Source organism: Thalassobacillus pellis (assembly GCF_016908295.1).
Lineage (GTDB): Bacteria > Bacillota > Bacilli > Bacillales > Halobacillaceae > Thalassobacillus > Thalassobacillus pellis.
The window spans coordinates 88354-104979 of record NZ_JAFBDO010000006.1 but is presented as its reverse complement, the minus strand read 5'-3'; the positions used below and the strand labels follow the sequence as shown (position 1 = coordinate 104979).

Genomic DNA, 16626 nt, shown 5'->3' with positions numbered 1-16626 from the left:
TATAGCACAGGAACCTCCCGCCGTAAATCACCCATCAAACTAGTGGAAGTTAAACTAGTTTCCCCTAGTTGAGAGCAAGAGCCCTTGTGGCAGTATGGTCGGTGGTGGGTGCAGGAATCGAAAAGATGATAGGTATCATCAAAAAAAGTGACAAACATCACTACCAAAACACTCTTTTCCACGGTAACTTTTAGATGATTCAAAAATTTCTGCCGAATGATGTAACCGATGGGAAAAAGAATCGACATATAATACGAACGGACAGACATTCTTACCAACAGTAAGGAGGGAAAGAACAGAGGACGCTTATTTCCACCCATCTTAAACGATGGAATATAAAGAAGAAAACATACTTAGGTCATTCTAGGATGGATAGAGAGTAGCGTCTTTGCCATAAGATGGGACATTATCGTTAGCATGCCGACTCGAGCATCGGCGATAGGAAGATCTGTTTGGCGTTGTTAATGGCTACCAACCATGAACCATACAGGAAGAAACAAAGGAAAATAGAGAAAAAACAAGAGACGCTGGAAGTAAAAGAGAATCTATCAAAAAAACGTTCCCCCTTTTCCTTCCAACTTGGACACGAAATCCACGCTTGGAAGAAGAGAGGGAAAGAGGAAGAAGGAGGAAGCATGGTTGAAGTTCAGTGGAAGGGAACCGGAGGAACCGCATTTCCCAGTAACAGGAGCAACCAATTACAACTACAAGAAATTGGTTTGGGTAGGACGACTTGTTTTGGAATTCTTTTAAGTATCCTCTACTAATTCTCGTATGACCCGAAAGTCTTCCACCATCCCCTTGGTAAGGTAGCCTTCCTCCATTTGTATGTGTAAGGTCATAAACGTACGGTAGATGGTATGCCCTCCTTATTCATGAGATAAACGGATCCTCCTGCTTGAATCTTTCCATTTTGATAGACCGAGAGAAAATCATGGAACGCTGGCAATGACTTACCTACAAGACTGATCCTCCCCGCCCGTACAAGCGCATCCACTTCCCGAACCACTTGTAATGCGTCTGCTTGGAGACGGGGATGCAGTCCTCGATGGATTTCATAGTTGGGATACATCCCTTTGATTTCTTCCGGAATTTCCTCGGCCTGATAATGGGAGAAAAAGATGTTCCGTTCTTGTTCATAGGGATCCCCCCTGGTTGCCTTCGATGAGGCCGGGGCGGTAAATCGTTGCATGATCGCAAGATGGTAGACAAGAGCTTGTTCCAAATCATTCATCCGATACTTTTCTCCATTGGCATCTAAGAAGTTCCCTGCCTGATAGGTAGCCTGAAAGTGATCGAAAAGCGCCCGTTCACCCTTCTGGAGCGGGCGCTTTTCGGCATGGGCTTCATCGAGGATAGAAAGCATGTGGTTCACATCTTCTCGCAATTCATAGTGGATCAACCCAAAGCTTTTTGCATAAGAGGGTGGGCATACGACGAGAACAAGGAATGTCAATAGTAAAAGTGTGATTCGACTCATCGGTCCATCCCCTTCCGTTGTAGTTCCCCTTTATTCTACATAATTTTCAGAATAAAGAAAGGGAGATCCACAGCCTCCAAAGCGGGAGAACCTAAAACCGATAGAGCGTTAGCAGAGATACGTCCCTTTTCTAATCGGTATATGGGTTACTTTTGCCGTAGAGCCATTTGCAAACCAATGATAATAAACATGGAACCTTTGAGAACATTCATTTTTTGAGCAATCCAAGGATGACGGAGGAAGAGAACGCGCACCTTTTCCGAAAACACACTGATGAGCGTGAAAATCACGAGGGCTTGCCCCAAAAATAGCATCCCTAAAAGCAGCATTTGAAGGGATACTGCCATCCCGGACGGAGTGACAAACTGTGGAAGCAAGGCTAAAAAAAAGACGGAGACTTTGGGGTTTAACAGATTCATCACAATCCCTTTTTGATACAAAGCTTTGTACTGCCGTGGTTGCTGGGTTCCCTCTATCCCCACATCCGCTTTTTCTCGAAACGACTGCCAGGCCAAAAACAACAAATAAAGAGCTCCGGCATATTTCACCAAAGCAAAAACGAAGGCCGATTGGTAAACCACCGCCGAAAGGCCAACCGTAGCCGCAGTAATATGAACGATCAGCCCCGTACACAACCCGAACGAGGTGGCGATGCCGGCCTTCCGGTCCTGCGACATGCTTTGTACCATCACAAACAAATTATCCGGTCCCGGCATTAGGGTAAGAATGACCGCGACCCCTAAAAAAGCTAGTACGCTCGTGACTTCCATGCTTCTACCTCCGATACTTTTCGAATCTAACACAAACATTTACGTAAACAATTTAGGGTGTGTGATGCTCCTCCACAAATCGCAAAACGGTCTCGCGCAACCAAAAAGGTTTGCCATCAAAAATAAAATCCTCGGAAGGAAATTTGCCCCGTTTCCGATACACCGCAATTTTATTTTGGGTATAGGGAATTCCCTGGTCTTGCAAGTAACGGGCAAAATCCGATTGATTGAAATACGCTCCCCTTTCGCTATCTTGGACGAACGACGGCAGGGTTTCCCCGGCCATGACATACGTATCCCGCTCAAAAAACAACCGAATGGCTTCCAAAACAAAGGCAATCCATTTCCCATCCCGTAGGTCATAGATCTGCTGTAAAGCAAAGGTGTGCGCTCTTGGGTGATCAAAATACAGACATAATTGATACATCACTTGTTCCACGTCGTTTAAGGGCTGGCTCAACTCCTGTCCGTCCAAACGCCTCCGTACGTTCGGAAAACGGGCTACCACAAATCCTACGCTATGTTTCATCCAATCGCCTCCCTGTTGTAGGTAACAACAGTATACCTGTTTTTGTTGTAATGTACAACACCTTTCTTGGAGCATTCGTCTCAGGAAGAAGAGCGGATAGGTCCTTGGGAGAAGAAAACCCATGTGCTCGCGATAGAGTTAATAGAAAGTTTTCACCCATTGAATAAACGGTTGGAGTGCTTCCGATTCCTTTTTATACGTAGGGTAGGCGAGAACGGTCGGTCGTGATAACGTGCCCGCGGCGATATCACAAGCGACCAGGTCACCCTTTTGCACCTCCGTTTGAATCGTACGCGACGGAAGAAGCGTCATGCCCAGGTTTTCCTGTACCATGCTTTTCACAGCACTGAAACTATCTAACTCCATAATGATGTTCGGATAAACCTGATGTTTGGCCAAAAAGAGGTCGATTTGCCTTCGGAAGGGGGCAGTATGGTTCCCAAACGTAATCACTTCCTCTCTTCCCCAGTAGTCAAACCCTGGAAACCCCTTTGCCCACGGGTGATCCGGAGAGAGGACGAGTACGATGGGATCTTCCGGTAACAACACCTGGTGTAACTGAGGGTGGAAAACTTCCGCCCCAAGAAAGGCAATATCAGCTGCCCCCGTCAGAAGGGCAGTGACACATGCATCATAGCGAGCGGCACGGGCATAACAGGTAAACGTTGGGTGTGCTCGTCGATATTCCCCGAGTAAGCGTGGCAACTGATACGCCGCCAGGGCTTTCCCTGCCACAATACTCAGAGGGGGGATATGTTTTCGATCCGTATAGGTATGGAGCTGGTCCACGATCGAAGTAGCGATGGGCACGAACCGCTTCCCTTCCGAGGTTAACTGCACACCGGTGGAAGTTCGGATAAACAAAGCACTACCGATATAGGCTTCCAATTGTTTTAAACGATTGGTTACGGTGGATTGGGCAAGAAAAAGGGCGTTCGCAGCTTGGTTAATCGATTCGTAACGAGCAATTTGCAGGAACAATTCCAAATGTTCGATATGCACGGCTTTCGGTCTCCTTTTTGTTATCCAATGTTTCGATAGCATAAGCACTACAGGCGATAACCGGATAGGGGGATGCTGCGATAGACTAGAAAAGTAGATGAAAACACACGGGCATGAAACGGAAAGGAGAGAACCCGATGGAGTATGTAAATGTATTTGGATTAATGGTCATCATCCATATCCTCACGATGAGTATCCCGGGGATCAACTTTATCGCAGTCACGCAGGCATCCATTCGATTCTCCAAAAGGATGGGTATCGCCACGGCGGCTGGCATCGCCACGGGTGCCCTGATCTGGGCTAGTGCAGCAGCATTTGGGATCGGCCTGCTTTTTGAAACCTATCCATGGATGTACCATGCCTTAAAGTGGCTGGGCGGCGGTTACATCCTCTATATTGGAGCAAAATTTTGGTTCTCCTCCAAAGGGGGAGCTAACGAACCAACAAAAGAGAATGGACCTGCCCCCACCTATTTCCGATCCTTTCTTTTTGGCTTAATGACCAATCTCTCCAATCCAAAATCCATCCTGCTATTTGGAAGTATCTTCACCACTGTCTTACACCCTGTTTTCCCGCAATGGGTTCGGATCACAGCCGTCCTTGTCATTTTTTTAAACGTCCTTTGGTGGCACACCGCCCTTGCTTTACTTTTTTCCAGCAAACCCATCCAAAGCACCTATATACGTCATAGGAAATGGATGAATCGACTGGCAGGTTTCCTATTTATCCTCTTTGGGCTTCAGATTTTGATTCAATAAACTCTGTGAAAATGCAACTGGCGGTTGGAAATCTCAAGTATCCCTCCGTCATTACAATCAAGCAAAGGATGAAACGATAGATGCTTCAAAGACTTTCCGTCCGTGAATCGTTCTCTGCTCCGTTTCAGCCCCCTTCCCTAGTGCCCTCCAAATAAAAAATACATATACCAACTACTCCTACTTCTTTTTTTATGCGACGAACCCTGTCATACACGCTTTCAAATCAGGAAACGCGTTTCCAAGGAGGCGGAGCATTCGTATTTATGGTCGAATCTTGCCTGCAGAAGGTTACAACCTTCATGAAAGTTTTCCCTATTCTAAAAAGTAACGTAGAAGCTCGTCAGGTCGTAGTGATGTTTATCGCCATTTTGGCATGACATTATCAAACCATCTCGTATGGGGCGAACTCGGGCGCTGGCGGTCCTTATCCCGAATGATCATCCTTTCAGCCAGGGTTCGAGGAAGTGGACACCACGGTCGCTGCTTCCTTTTGCCTGTACGAATATTATGACTCCGTCGAACCTTCCTCTCCGTTGGCATCCTCCAATACAGAGGTACCGCCGTTTTTTACTAGTCATGGCGTTTGGGACAAGATCGTACCTGTCGGAAGAAGCTCGGCACCTCACCTCCAGACTCGTCTCTACCAAGCTTCATCCCAACCGGTCATTTATGCAGAACCACAGGTATTACTGAATGGCATCAAAGCATTATGGGTACGCGCAAACCACGGGAACAACTTCCCTCGTTAGCCCTTCCAGGAAAACCCACGCGTTGTCACCCTTCCATATGACATTTATCATGCAAAAGTCCTGATATTCATGACTAAAAAGGCATTCCTGTATCCGATACGCTTAAACTACCAAATCAAAATGAGGTGAAACCCAATGAAAAAAACTTTGTTAACCGGAATGGCTGTCGGCATCCTTGCAGGGATGGCAGCACTATTGACCGAATATGTGGTGGGAATGACAACCGACTTGTGGTTTGAGGAGTTATCTCCCGTCTCGATCCTGCTTTCCTGTATCCTCACCAACGTAGTTGGCGCTGTGATTTTTCAAAAGCTCGACCAAAAGACCACGAAAGCAAAGCTCTATTATGGATTCGTGGTAGGAGCAGTGACGTTGCTTACCACCCTGAACACCATCTTCAATCCCCCACAGGAGCAATTCGGAGTAGCTGGCCATCCGGTTCACATAATCGTGGCACTTCTCTCCATCTGGTTAGTTCCTAGGTGGATGAAAAAAAACACTTCAATACCGCAGGAAAATCCAACGGCCAAGGCAAACTAGTGAAAAAAAGGACAGAAAGGAGGAGAGGGAATGCCACTACATCCAATCCAGGCTATCAAGGAAAACAGGGCATCCATGTTGCTGTTCATGCTGGTTCTTCCTGCATTTTATTTGTTGCTTGGGCCCTATGACTTGGCTTGGGCCCTCAACCTATGCTTATTTACCGCTTTGGCGCTTTGCTACTGGCAGAGCATTACCAAACCAAAGCACCGGAAAGTGTTCGTCGTGCTGCAGCTCTTGATTGTAGGCGTTTTCGGCAGCCTCTTCTCCCCATGGAGTTTAGCGCTTGCCTTTTACCCGGCGCTAGTGATAGGAATGTTTTTTAATGAACATTCCGTTCGACGTTACGCGGGGTTGATGGGCTTGACGTTTTTCTTATCATTGATTGTTTACCATGTCCTGCAGCAACAAGCATGGTACGCCTACTGGCTGCCCGTCCTCTTGACCATTCTCGCCATCCCGTTTGTCGTACGGATGCAACGGCGAACCATGGTCATCCACCGGGAACTGAAAACAGCCAACGAGGAAATCACGCGCCTCATTAAAAACGAAGAACGGCAGCGCATTTCCCGGGACCTGCATGATTCGGTGGGCCATACCTTATCCCTGATCACCTTAAAAAGTGAGCTGATGGAACGGTTGATCCGGTTGAATCCGGACGAAGCCATCGAAGAAGCGAAGGCAGTACAGGGAATCTCCCGATCGGTATTGCTGCAAATCCGGGAATTAATCAGTGACATGCAGGCAGTCGACATCGAAGAGGAACTTCAACATGCCGAAGAAGTATTCGAATGGGCCAAGGTCTCGTTTCAGCATGAAAATCATATCTCTATGGAGGAACTCTCCTCCATCACACGTAATATTCTAGGGATGTGCTTACGGGAATGTACGACCAATGTCTTAAAACATAGCGGGGCCGGCCATTGTTCCGTCACCTTAGAAGAGAAAGGAAGCTCCTATGTGCTTCAAGTAGAAGATGACGGCAAAGGATTTTCGACAAACACGAACGATGTCCAAAACTTCGGCAGCGGCATCCATGGCATGAAAGAACGACTCTTGTTAATTGGAGGAACGCTTCAGATCGATACCAGTTCGGCAGGGACAAAAATAACGATTACGGTTCCGAAAATGTAAGGGGGAAAGCAGAATGAAAATTATCATTGCAGAGGACCAAGGGTTACTGCGAGGAGCCATTAGCCGATTACTGGGAATGGAAGCAGATATCGACGTGGTAGGAGAAGCAGGTAACGGGAAAAAAGCGTTGGCTTTAATCCAAGAAGCCAACCCGGATATTGCAGTTTTAGATATTGAAATGCCTTATTATAGTGGGTTGGAGGTAGCTGAACACCTCCAAAACATCAATCATCCTTGTAAGGTGGCGATTGTTACGACATTTGCCCGGACAGGCTATCTCCAAAAGGCGATCCAAGCAGGGGTACAAGGGTACTTATTAAAGGAGACACCCGTGGCTGATTTAGCAGAAGCCCTGCGACAGATTCACCAGGGGCAAAGGATCTTCAGCCCCCAACTGACATTTTCCTCCCTAAAAGAACACAACCCTTTGACTGAACGAGAGATTGAAATTATACAATGTCTTCAAGCTGGTGAATCTGTGCGAGAAATCAGTCAAACCCTCTTCTTATCCCAAGGCACGATCCGGAATTATATTTCCGAAATCATGCAGAAACTGGAGGCGAAAAACCGAATCGATGCTGTCGCCATAGCTGAGGAAAAAGGCTGGTTATCGTAGAGCCTACTAACCTCCGCAAACCAACACAAACGTAAATATCAACGTTTACGTTTGTGTTGGTTTGTAAGATTACTGCCCCCTCCACGCCGGTGTAGAATAAGGACACCAGGAAGGTGTCCTAAGGATAAAGAGGGCAGTATCCAAGTTGGGACCCGTAAGTCACCAATCGTCCGTGATATCAAAATTTGTTATATCACATTAATTATCGTGAAGACTCTTTTATGGTATCTAACTATTTTTTTGTTTAGAGCCGATAAAAATGCCAAGGAAAACAACGAAAACGGCTACCAAAATAGATAAATTCATCACTTTTTGATACCTCCTTCACGGGCGAAATTTCAGATCACACTATCAAACTACAGAAAAGACGTCTCGACTATACCCTCGGCTTATGCAAAATCCATTTGCATCTAAAGCATACGACGTTGCCCTCTCCTTATAAAAACCGTCCCAAGAAACCCCTTTCACAAACAAACCATGACAAGGATATCAGTTTTAAGAACGGATATCGAACCGGAAGTAAGCCCCCTTTCGGACAAGGAAAAATCCTGTCACTATCATCCAGAGGACCATTGGATACCCAGCTAAACGTTCCAATAACCCTCCAATCTCAGAAGTCGGAGCATTAAAAAAGAAACTGCCCAAACCAATGCCACTACACACAAGAGAAAAACTCCCCATACCTCTGTGGTACTTCCACACTGCGCAGCCAATGAGGAAAACCCCCAAATTCGTGAGCACCATACCTGCAATGGCTCCAAGGATATGGAGCACCGGCTGTTCGTTCTGTGGGAAAAATCCTGCCACTATCGCTCCGACGCTTCCTATCATGATGAAGGTGGTCCCCACCACTCTTAAACGGCGCTTGGGCCAGACATGACGGAGGGCGATCGCCCCTACCATGGACAATAATCCAAAAATGATGAAAGTCGCGTTCATCACCCCATGGAGCGGGGAGCATACCGTAGTATGGTAGTCCAATACGGTGATTGGCTCACAGGTGGTAACCCCTAGATCACTAATTTGATTCGTAAGAAGACTATAAGGCGTGGTTACGGCAGCTTGGGTCACCACCTGCCCCACAAAAAAGAGAGCGGTAAGTATCCAGCAGACGCTTCCAAAACCCACTGGGTTGGTAAGGAATGCGGGAATCTTGGCAGGAATGGGACCCCTCTTTTCACCTTCAGAACGAGCATCTTCTGAGTTTTGCAAGCTCTGGTTCATGACGTTTCCCCCCTTGTTATACGACCTGGCGAAAGGGTTCCTCTAAAGGAATTTTTCGCATTCTCCCTTGGACCTGATACGGGTTACTCTCCTGACGGAAGAACTGTCTCGCCCCACTATAGGTGGTATACCAAAGACCTTTTATAAAGCGATACTCCCGCTTTTCAAGTGAAGAAAGTAAAATCGGGCGAAAACATTGACCAAACACCGCATCTTCCATTTCTAAAATTCCTAGTTTTCCGGAACGGTCGACCCACATATTCACTGTTTTTTTCATGGTTTCTCCTTCTTTCCTTATTTTCCAAGCGTCCAGGCGACAAATGCTAGAAACGGATGTGGGGTTTCTCTTAAAAAGGACAGGAAACCAATCACATCCACCCAAAAACAAAATCTTCTGAAAATGGATGGTATAACCTCTTTACGATCATTCACATGTATTAAGTCGATTCTCCTCTCAGTCAAGTTACAAGTTTTTTCGGAAATAAATGATTATGTAAAACGGTACCATAGAAATGCCCCGGCAAGGCAGTCATGTTTGTCACCTTTTTTGGGTGATAAACATCATAATACTCTTCCCGAAACTTGTTCCAACTGTTGGGGGAGAGGCATTAAATGAACAAACGTTTACATTTACGTAAACGTTTGTTTTCATTTTATTGCTCTTGGTCTTCCCTAATCCGTTCAGGGTTCTACCGCCGTTCGCTTTCGCTTCCGTTGCTGGTGGCCTGCGATTTGAAACCCATCCAAAACCGATGCCTTTCATATTCTCGGCCATTTAAAAAGGGTAACATCCACGTTTATTGGAGAATTTTTCCCTGCTTTGTTTCCGACCAAAAAAGGGGGCAGTGCCCCTCTCTTTCACACATATCCTTTCTCCTTCAGGCTTGTATAGCTTCCACTGGCATTCACGATCAGATGGTCGAGCACTTCCACACCGATGATCTTCCCGGCTTGCACAAGACGGCTGGTAACTTCAATATCTTCCGGGGAAGGTTGCACTTCCTGGCTCGGATGATTATGAGCGACGATGATGGAGGCGGCATTGGATAAAATCGCCCCCTTGAATACCTCTCTTGGATGCACCGGGCAGGTATTCACCGTTCCGACATGCACGCGATGAACGGCTACGATATGATTTTTCTGGTTCAGGTAGAGCGCGAAAAACACTTCCCGATCCTCTTCCCCGATAAAATGAGCCGTGATGGATGCGGCATCCTCTGGGGAACGAACAATGGCTTCATACGGTACATCCTTCGCTTCTTCGACCACCTGCTTGATACGTACAATTTCATACATTTTTTCCATGGGATTACCCACTCCTTTCTTTGATGGAAAGGAGCAAATGTTGGCGAAGACGCCGGGGAAGGGCATGCGTACGAAAGACGCACGCTTGCCAGGGGAGGCAATCCAGCAGGGAACAGGCAGCTTTGCGGGAAAAGAGGGAAACCCAATGACGTAGGGCCCGTTTCCCCAAAACCATTTGCGACTTGCCTACGGGCCGTTCGCCGACTTGGTTTCCCCGATTCCCTTGCCGCCCCGCCAGCCCTTCCGCAAGTGATAAGCCAATCATTAAAATGAGGAAAACAAAGAAGGAGGAAAACGTGCTTTACATTGTCATCACCCACGTCTTTTCTTATTTCTCAAGCTTTTTTAATGACTTGCTTTAGTTTAAATAAAAAAAGAACAGCACGTGTACATCGAGCTGCTCCGTTACTACTGATTGGTCAACACCTTCGATGGTTACTTTACCTGCGAGATGATTACATTTACGCAACGCTCTTTCACTATTGTAAAACGCAAAGTGAGAAAGGTTATTTGGGCATAGGAGGAATCCCATGTTCCCCCTTCCTATCCAGCTAAAAGGACCGCAGCAACAAAGATACCTTGGAGGATGGTTCTTGGTAGGATGGATGTTACTCGTTTTTCCTTCATCTTGACACCTAGCTTTGCAGCACGAATATTAGCTGGAAACATCATCATCAGTAATAGGGCCAAACAGATAGATGCGATTCTGGAAGTGGCCGGTAGCAATAAACCGATCGCACCAATGATTTCTAATACGCCGGTAATAGTGACGACCAAAGGAGGGTTGGGCAGGGAAGCAGGTACCATGCTAATGAGGGTAGAGCGTCTTTTCCCCCAATGAGCCATGGCAGTAAAGAATAACATCAGGGCTAAAGCCAGGCGTAAGGAGGTCTGCCAGTCATCCAGTGGGAGTTCAAAAAAACCAATCACCCGAAACAGCAAAAAAGAAACCACTAACACAACAAATGGAGCCATTCTATCCATTCCCTTCTAATATTTAAAATGCCTTTGTTACCATCAGGTACAAAATAACCACGGGTAATAAGGTGGCTGCTATTCCAAAAATGGCCCAATAACGGGAGGCCTTCTGATACTCCGTGGAAAGGCTGCCGTCATTGATGGACCGTGCACTGTGCCGGATCATGCTTCGCTGTAAGGGGAGGAGGAGCGCTAACCAAAGGATGCCGGTGAACACAAACAACAACAAAGAGACCGTAAACCAGTTGAAAGTACCCATGGGATACCCGGATTGCACCGTCATGGCCGTGCCGGAAACTATAAGGAGTAGTAGTCCCGGCAATGTAAAGATGAAATCCGCCAACATCACGTTTTTCACCGTCTGCTGGATGACCACAGGATCCTTTTTGATGTCGGCTCTCACTTTCCAAAAAGCTGCCGTAACAATATTTCCAAGAAACATAACGACACCAATGATGTGCAAAAGCAACAAAACACGCAATCGACCGCATCCTTTCCTTATTTTTGTTTTGGCTGCAGCAATTCCACCATAAGTACTGAATAATCTTCGGCATTAAAGGCATGGTCTTCTGTGGAAATGGAGCTGCGCACCCGGAATCCATAGGAGATCAGTAAGAATAACTCGGCTGTTTTATCTGCATTAACCGATAAGGGGATGACGCCATCCGACTGAGCGACCGTAATCCAACGTTTAGATAATTGAAGGGCTTGATCGTAAAACTTCGTGATGATGGCGCGGACAACAGGTTGATCGTTCTTCGAAAGCAGATACAAAAAGATTTGATTGGTTGGATCTTGAGGTTCTTGCAGGGATGGCAAATTTTTAACAATGGCTCTCAAAGGATTTTCAAATTCTTTTTTTCCTTGGTTCACTTCGGCAAAAAAGCGATCATCGATAGTTTCCATCCTCTCTTGTAAGACCAAAGCCAATAGTTCATCTTTGCTTTTTACATAATGATAAATCGCGCCTTTGGATAATCCAGTGCGGGTCATGATATCACTCAGGGTCATTTTGCTGCACCCTTTTTCTTGAACTAAAGTTTTTGTCGCGTCTAATAATAACGTTTTTGTCTTGTTTCGTTTCGATTCCCGGTCCAATGCTTTCCTTCCTTTCTCAGTAAGTTGATTTCATTATACATACCGACTGTCGGTTTGTAAAGGATGAAATAAAAAAAGAGTACGAAACGGCCGATTACTTCATGTCCCATTTCCGTACTACCCAAACACAAGCGTTTATATTGCATCCTGTCTGCAGCTTTATAGATGAATGAGCTAAAAGGATGGCAACAACAAAGATACATGGCAGGATGGTTCGCGGTAGAGAGGCTGTTACTTAGTTTGACACCTAGATTTGCAGCACGAATATAGCTGGAAACATCATCATCAGCGCGCCCAGTAGTTAGATATTTCAATGTACCCCTTAAACGGATAAACCCTTCCCAGTCTGCGATATAAAATAATTTTGTTTGGCTAACCAATTGTAAATTCCGCTGTTAAATAGTGCTTATCATAATCTCCTGCCTTTCTAAAATCTAAGATATCTTTCACTATACGGTACTCTCCAGTATCCAAACTTCCATAAAGCCAATCCCAATCTACTGTCCATTCCCTAACATCGGAAGAATCTAAATCATAGCCAATATCTCTAAATCCGTAGTTTTCCTCTAGAGCAATAGGGACTTGGTACCATTTACCTTTCATTTTCTTTTCCAACAAAAAATATTCTCCATAGATCCATCGCTTGTCAGAGTTATTCTCAAATAGTACAGTCAATCCAGTAGGGGAAACCGTTCCTTCCTTTATAAACATCGTTACACCCTCCAGGTGGTTGACCCTCTCATGTATGGTAGGTTCCCAGTCCGTTTCTTTTGAGCTATTATTAGAACTTCCTTTCAAGCTATTATTGGAACTTCCGCATCCTATTAAAAGTATGAAAAGCATAGCCAAACAGGATAGCAAACAAACATCTCTCTTCATGAAATCCCCCCTTTTAATAACAGACGTATAATACCAGGTTAAGTTTCTTTTTTTGTTAAAGTAGCCCTGTTAAGGGTAACGACTAACGGTCCATAAAAACCAAAAAATTCTTCTGTGAAAAGAAGATCACCTGCAGAAATAACAGACTGCTTGTATTGGGATAAGAGGATAAATGAAATCTGAAAAAGCCCCACCTTAAAAAGGTGAAGCTTCTTGTACAAGAGAGAACAGTGGTCACAGAAAACGACGGATGCATTAAACTTTAATCTTTAATTTCTTTAGTGGCCAGAACATCTCCACTCTTACTATATAAGATCAATTTACGTATTTCTTCTTTTGACAAAGAAGTGTCCAACAAAATGCTTGAGCGAGTAGATCCATCTTCACTATTGTACAAATCATACTTTCGCTCATTTCCTTGAACGGTTTCTACTCCAAGTTTACCTAAAACGTTAGTACCTTCATGGAAACGAACCCCTAAATAATTTCGATATTTGCCATCTAAAAACACGTGATTTATTTTGCTATCTTCTTTTATTTTAGCAGTCTCAACATTCACATTTTCAGTAGAATATTCCAAGACCCCCAATTCGTCTCTACTCTCATTTATGAAAAAAGAGAATACAAACTGTTCATTATCCTGGTGAACTTCTATTGAAGTGTACCCGGCACGATCCATATATTCATCCCACTGCCTGAGTAAACTGTTTTCATTCTTACTATTCTCAGTTTGGCCAATAGCTGTATAAGTAACAACACCTATTAAAACAAATAGTCCTATTATCACCGTTAAAATGAACCCTCTTTTACCCATAGGGTAAATACCTCCTAATCTTTGGAAAAATATTGAAATATATTCTTTTTTTGTATTACATTGTAGACGTAGCCCATTTTAATACAAAAAAGGAGAGAGGAAAAGATGGCTTTTATTAAAAAACATTGTATGGGGGTAACATTTTTTCTACTAAGTCTTAGCTTAGTTATAATCCCTCAAGTAACAAATGCAGCAGAACTAAACGGTGATGCTCCAGAAATTAACTTTACTCCAGAAGTGATTAATACATATGAGGATGAATATGGTAACATCGTTCATGAGTATTCTAAACTTCCTGACAAGTTTATGACCGATGGGAACGGTAATATTATTGCTGAAGGTGAAGACGCTGATCCAGGGAAAGTAAAAACGAATATAGGTGATGGCTCCTTTGAAACGCTAGGTTGTCAATACCAATATTACTATGATGTAGTCAGTAGAACAAACGTAGAGTACCATGCCTTTCTAGACTACCACCCAGGTTTTAGTGAAGCACAGTATAACGTTAAAGAATATAATTTCTCTTTTGCAACACTTAGTTATTCAATTGGCATTTCCGGTTATGGGGCATCAGCTGAAGTATCTATTTCAACGCCAGGATATGGCTTTACCGTTGATTCAGATCCAACCAAGTGGACTCGTCCAGCTATTTACGGTACCGTTGTCAAGGAAAGAGTCAAACGTACCCGTACTGGCGGCTGTACCGGTGGTGAAGAAGTTACATATTTTACACGTTATGTAGCAGACGATACATATATTGGGACAAGAGAATGGAGCTATAACCCTAACTAAACATTTAAAGAGCCCTTTCAAGGGCTCTTTTTCAGATGATGGTAGTATCTCGCTTAGTGGTCGGTCATCACAACGGAAAAAGGAAGGATGGTTCTCCCTTAGTGAATTTTCGGACCTCAATTGTTGGAGATAAGGCTTGTTCTATACGAGACCTTTAAAGCATTTACTTAGATGCCATGGGGAAAATCTTATGCTTAATCAATTTTTTCGTAATGAAGTACAGCGTGGCAAATCCTCCGACATACATCAAAAAGGTATAAAAAATACTCCAGGAACTGTGATAGGATACTCGTTCTGTCACAACCATGAAATATTCCAAGGAAGTCATTCCTACTATAAAAATAGTTAATAATCGAAATGGTTTTACTTGTTTGTAATGCAATAAATACGTAAACCACGCCCCCACAATGGCGAAAATCCCCAAATCAAGGAAGATGGAGTCTAAAAGGACCACTTTAGGCATGTGATGAACCTTCCATAATTTCAAATGGATACCAAGTTGATTGCACACAACGGCAATAAGAGCTGTCATAGGCGCCGTGGTATAAAAAATTACTGGGGCTTTTTTATATAGATAGATGCCAAACATCCAAGGAATAATAAATCCCAGGATAATAATTAACCACATCAAATCACCACCGTTTTTGCCCTATTTTGAACAAAAAAGATTTTTAATATACTTTTATAGAAATTTCTAGTAGAAAATCCCTTCTTAAGCAGCTTTATGAGTACGAGTGGGTATTTTCCCTCCTGGTTAGCAACTAAAGGAGACGATAAATTCAAAAGCGTAATTATAGCACAAAAGAAAAAACACAAACGTTTACGTAATTGTAAACGTTTGTGTTACCTAATCTTTTCGTTTCCGTCTTTCAAATGGCCAATCGTCAGCACTTACGAAGAACCATATGAAAAATAAAGATTTGTCTGCTGGAATTCTGGATCACCCATGTTGCATAAGAAGGACCGCACTCCAAAGAGTACGGTCCTTCTCTGATAAAAAGAAATCGGGTTGTCGTGGTAAGTTAATTATATAAAAATGCCGTTTCCATAGCCATGCTACTTTTTAACCCTTTTCCTGGGCCTTGTTTCTCATAACCTTGTCCTTTGGCTTCTTTTTTAGTTTAGCCATTCTTTGGACAAAGGTCGCTTTGAGCTGTTAGACAATTGCCATCCAGGGAAAAATAACGATTAATCCTGTAAAGCCCGAAATATCGCTTCCTTTGCTTCAGCAACAATCCTTTCCTCTTGATCTTCAAACGCTTGCATCAGGATCAGCGTGGGTATAAACACCGCTAGAAAACGAGCTAAAAGGAACGTCTCTTCATCTACTTCCCCATATACATGAAAAAACTTCTCTCGCTCCGTTACAGGTAAAAAGCTAAAAGCGATGCTTAAATCACAAGCTGGATGCCCAATATTCATATCCCCCCAGTCGATGACCCCAGAAATGTGAGCGTGTTTATCTACTAGGATATTTTTAAAATGTAAGTCTCCATGCAAAAACACATCTTTTCGATGGATGGGCGCTGTTTTTAGTTCTTTTAAATAGGCTTTGAGCAATGCGAACTCCTCTTTATCCAAACCAGGAGATATGGTCTCCAAAAATAAAAACATCTTTTTCTTACGAGAGGGGAGATCAAGCAGGTTTCTGCTGTCAAAGGGCACCCCTTTTTCGATGGCCTTATCAACGGGAAAAGCATGTAATTCCTTTAAGAATGAGGCTAGAAGTAGTGTTGACGAGGCTCGTTGTTCGTCATTTAATCCAATCGGAAAACGCCCAGATATAAAGTTGTACCCTAAAAAAGGGGCTTGATATTCCCCTTCTCCTTGTCCAAAAAATAAAGGTTTCGGATACGGGAGGGTCACATAATCCTCAAGAATAGGAAGAATCGTTGCTTCACGTTTCAACCCGGGAATAGCAACCTCTCGCCTTGGAAAACGAAAAACATATTCTTCTC

At 44.1% G+C, this 16626-nt stretch carries 21 protein-coding genes; 6 read left to right on the top strand and 15 right to left on the bottom strand.

Annotated elements, in window-relative coordinates; genetic code table 11:
* Window positions 1-838 precede the first annotated feature (838 nt).
* The 4 genes from JOC33_RS16880 to JOC33_RS16865 form a co-directional block, all read right to left on the bottom strand.
* Window positions 839-1480, bottom strand: a complete 642-nt coding sequence (locus JOC33_RS16880; protein WP_205093717.1) for a hypothetical protein — start codon at window positions 1478-1480, stop codon at window positions 839-841.
* 146 nt (window positions 1481-1626) lie between these two features.
* Window positions 1627-2250, bottom strand: coding sequence for a LysE family translocator (locus JOC33_RS16875; protein ID WP_205093716.1), 624 nt, complete (start codon window positions 2248-2250; stop codon window positions 1627-1629).
* Window positions 2251-2302: 52 nt separating this feature from the next.
* Entirely contained in the window at window positions 2303-2779 is a 477-nt protein-coding gene (locus tag JOC33_RS16870) for a hypothetical protein (RefSeq protein WP_205093715.1), read from the bottom strand.
* 138 nt (window positions 2780-2917) lie between these two features.
* The gene (locus tag JOC33_RS16865; RefSeq protein WP_205093714.1) at window positions 2918-3781 is read right to left on the bottom strand and encodes a LysR substrate-binding domain-containing protein; all 864 of its coding nucleotides are present in this window, start codon (window positions 3779-3781) and stop codon (window positions 2918-2920) included.
* 137 nt (window positions 3782-3918) lie between these two features.
* On the opposite strand from JOC33_RS16865, the gene JOC33_RS16860 reads away from it, so the two are divergent.
* The 5 genes from JOC33_RS16860 (at window position 3919) to JOC33_RS16840 (ending at window position 7578) form a co-directional block, all read left to right on the top strand.
* Window positions 3919-4539: a LysE family transporter gene (locus JOC33_RS16860; RefSeq protein ID WP_205093713.1), complete on the top strand. Its 621-nt coding sequence runs from the start codon at window positions 3919-3921 to the stop codon at window positions 4537-4539.
* Between the two features lie 464 nt (window positions 4540-5003).
* Complete coding sequence (locus JOC33_RS16855; protein WP_205093712.1) at window positions 5004-5288, top strand: hypothetical protein; 285 nt, start codon at window positions 5004-5006, stop codon at window positions 5286-5288.
* A 135-nt stretch (window positions 5289-5423) separates the two neighbouring features.
* On the top strand, window positions 5424-5828 hold the full coding sequence (locus JOC33_RS16850; RefSeq protein ID WP_205093711.1) for a hypothetical protein: 405 nt from the start codon (window positions 5424-5426) through the stop codon (window positions 5826-5828).
* Window positions 5829-5858: 30 nt separating this feature from the next.
* Window positions 5859-6962 carry a sensor histidine kinase gene (locus JOC33_RS16845; protein ID WP_205093710.1) on the top strand — a complete coding sequence of 368 codons (1104 nt, stop codon included), beginning with the start codon at window positions 5859-5861 and terminating at the stop codon, window positions 6960-6962.
* A gap of 13 nt (window positions 6963-6975) precedes the next feature.
* The gene (locus JOC33_RS16840) at window positions 6976-7578 is read left to right on the top strand and encodes a response regulator transcription factor (RefSeq protein ID WP_205093709.1); all 603 of its coding nucleotides are present in this window, start codon (window positions 6976-6978) and stop codon (window positions 7576-7578) included.
* Between the two features lie 495 nt (window positions 7579-8073).
* Here JOC33_RS16840 and JOC33_RS16835 read toward each other — a convergent pair whose 3' ends face one another.
* The 9 genes from JOC33_RS16835 to JOC33_RS16795 form a co-directional block, all read right to left on the bottom strand.
* Entirely contained in the window at window positions 8074-8802 is a 729-nt protein-coding gene (locus JOC33_RS16835; RefSeq protein ID WP_205093708.1) for a DUF998 domain-containing protein, read from the bottom strand.
* Between the two features lie 16 nt (window positions 8803-8818).
* Window positions 8819-9079: a hypothetical protein gene (locus JOC33_RS16830; protein WP_205093707.1), complete on the bottom strand. Its 261-nt coding sequence runs from the start codon at window positions 9077-9079 to the stop codon at window positions 8819-8821.
* A gap of 581 nt (window positions 9080-9660) precedes the next feature.
* Window positions 9661-10107, bottom strand: coding sequence for a JAB domain-containing protein (locus JOC33_RS16825; protein WP_205093706.1), 447 nt, complete (start codon window positions 10105-10107; stop codon window positions 9661-9663).
* Window positions 10108-10650: 543 nt separating this feature from the next.
* The gene (locus tag JOC33_RS16820; protein WP_205093705.1) at window positions 10651-11082 is read right to left on the bottom strand and encodes a DoxX family protein; all 432 of its coding nucleotides are present in this window, start codon (window positions 11080-11082) and stop codon (window positions 10651-10653) included.
* 22 nt (window positions 11083-11104) lie between these two features.
* Complete coding sequence (locus JOC33_RS16815) at window positions 11105-11566, bottom strand: DUF2269 family protein (protein WP_205093704.1); 462 nt, start codon at window positions 11564-11566, stop codon at window positions 11105-11107.
* A gap of 17 nt (window positions 11567-11583) precedes the next feature.
* Entirely contained in the window at window positions 11584-12183 is a 600-nt protein-coding gene (locus JOC33_RS16810; protein ID WP_205093703.1) for a TetR/AcrR family transcriptional regulator, read from the bottom strand.
* Window positions 12138-12563 (bottom strand): hypothetical protein, encoded by a 426-nt coding sequence (locus tag JOC33_RS16805; protein ID WP_205093702.1) that lies wholly within the window; start codon window positions 12561-12563, stop codon window positions 12138-12140. The genes JOC33_RS16810 and JOC33_RS16805 overlap by 46 nt, the downstream gene beginning before the upstream one ends.
* Window positions 12556-13062 (bottom strand): immunoglobulin-like domain-containing protein, encoded by a 507-nt coding sequence (locus tag JOC33_RS16800; RefSeq protein ID WP_205093701.1) that lies wholly within the window; start codon window positions 13060-13062, stop codon window positions 12556-12558. The genes JOC33_RS16805 and JOC33_RS16800 overlap by 8 nt, the downstream gene beginning before the upstream one ends.
* A 262-nt stretch (window positions 13063-13324) precedes the next feature.
* The gene (locus JOC33_RS16795) at window positions 13325-13876 is read right to left on the bottom strand and encodes a hypothetical protein (RefSeq protein WP_205093700.1); all 552 of its coding nucleotides are present in this window, start codon (window positions 13874-13876) and stop codon (window positions 13325-13327) included.
* Between the two features lie 105 nt (window positions 13877-13981).
* On the opposite strand from JOC33_RS16795, the gene JOC33_RS16790 reads away from it, so the two are divergent.
* Window positions 13982-14668: a hypothetical protein gene (locus JOC33_RS16790; RefSeq protein WP_205093699.1), complete on the top strand. Its 687-nt coding sequence runs from the start codon at window positions 13982-13984 to the stop codon at window positions 14666-14668.
* Window positions 14669-14831: 163 nt separating this feature from the next.
* On the opposite strand, the gene JOC33_RS16785 is transcribed toward JOC33_RS16790, so the two are convergent.
* The gene (locus JOC33_RS16785) at window positions 14832-15296 is read right to left on the bottom strand and encodes a hypothetical protein (RefSeq protein ID WP_205093698.1); all 465 of its coding nucleotides are present in this window, start codon (window positions 15294-15296) and stop codon (window positions 14832-14834) included.
* A 560-nt stretch (window positions 15297-15856) separates the two neighbouring features.
* Window positions 15857-16585 (bottom strand): phosphotransferase, encoded by a 729-nt coding sequence (locus JOC33_RS16780; RefSeq protein WP_338054552.1) that lies wholly within the window; start codon window positions 16583-16585, stop codon window positions 15857-15859.
* Between the last annotated feature and the right edge of the window lie 41 nt (window positions 16586-16626).

Bases quoted from the DNA above. Each gene is read 5' to 3' on its own strand.
- JOC33_RS16795 (WP_205093700.1), bottom strand. From the start codon at position 13,876: ATGGGTAAAAGAGGGTTCATTTTAACGGTGATAATAGGACTATTTGTT.
- JOC33_RS16820 (WP_205093705.1), bottom strand. From the start codon at position 11,082: ATGGCTCCATTTGTTGTGTTAGTGGTTTCTTTTTTGCTGTTTCGGGTG.
- JOC33_RS16850 (WP_205093711.1), top strand. From the start codon at position 5,424: ATGAAAAAAACTTTGTTAACCGGAATGGCTGTCGGCATCCTTGCAGGG.
- JOC33_RS16875 (WP_205093716.1), bottom strand. From the start codon at position 2,250: ATGGAAGTCACGAGCGTACTAGCTTTTTTAGGGGTCGCGGTCATTCTT.
- JOC33_RS16790 (WP_205093699.1), top strand. From the start codon at position 13,982: ATGGCTTTTATTAAAAAACATTGTATGGGGGTAACATTTTTTCTACTA.
- JOC33_RS16830 (WP_205093707.1), bottom strand. From the start codon at position 9,079: ATGAAAAAAACAGTGAATATGTGGGTCGACCGTTCCGGAAAACTAGGA.
- JOC33_RS16880 (WP_205093717.1), bottom strand. From the start codon at position 1,480: ATGAGTCGAATCACACTTTTACTATTGACATTCCTTGTTCTCGTCGTA.
- JOC33_RS16835 (WP_205093708.1), bottom strand. From the start codon at position 8,802: ATGAACCAGAGCTTGCAAAACTCAGAAGATGCTCGTTCTGAAGGTGAA.
- JOC33_RS16870 (WP_205093715.1), bottom strand. From the start codon at position 2,779: ATGAAACATAGCGTAGGATTTGTGGTAGCCCGTTTTCCGAACGTACGG.
- JOC33_RS16860 (WP_205093713.1), top strand. From the start codon at position 3,919: ATGGAGTATGTAAATGTATTTGGATTAATGGTCATCATCCATATCCTC.
- JOC33_RS16845 (WP_205093710.1), top strand. From the start codon at position 5,859: ATGCCACTACATCCAATCCAGGCTATCAAGGAAAACAGGGCATCCATG.
- JOC33_RS16840 (WP_205093709.1), top strand. From the start codon at position 6,976: ATGAAAATTATCATTGCAGAGGACCAAGGGTTACTGCGAGGAGCCATT.
- JOC33_RS16785 (WP_205093698.1), bottom strand. From the start codon at position 15,296: ATGTGGTTAATTATTATCCTGGGATTTATTATTCCTTGGATGTTTGGC.
- JOC33_RS16825 (WP_205093706.1), bottom strand. From the start codon at position 10,107: ATGGAAAAAATGTATGAAATTGTACGTATCAAGCAGGTGGTCGAAGAA.
- JOC33_RS16800 (WP_205093701.1), bottom strand. From the start codon at position 13,062: ATGAAGAGAGATGTTTGTTTGCTATCCTGTTTGGCTATGCTTTTCATA.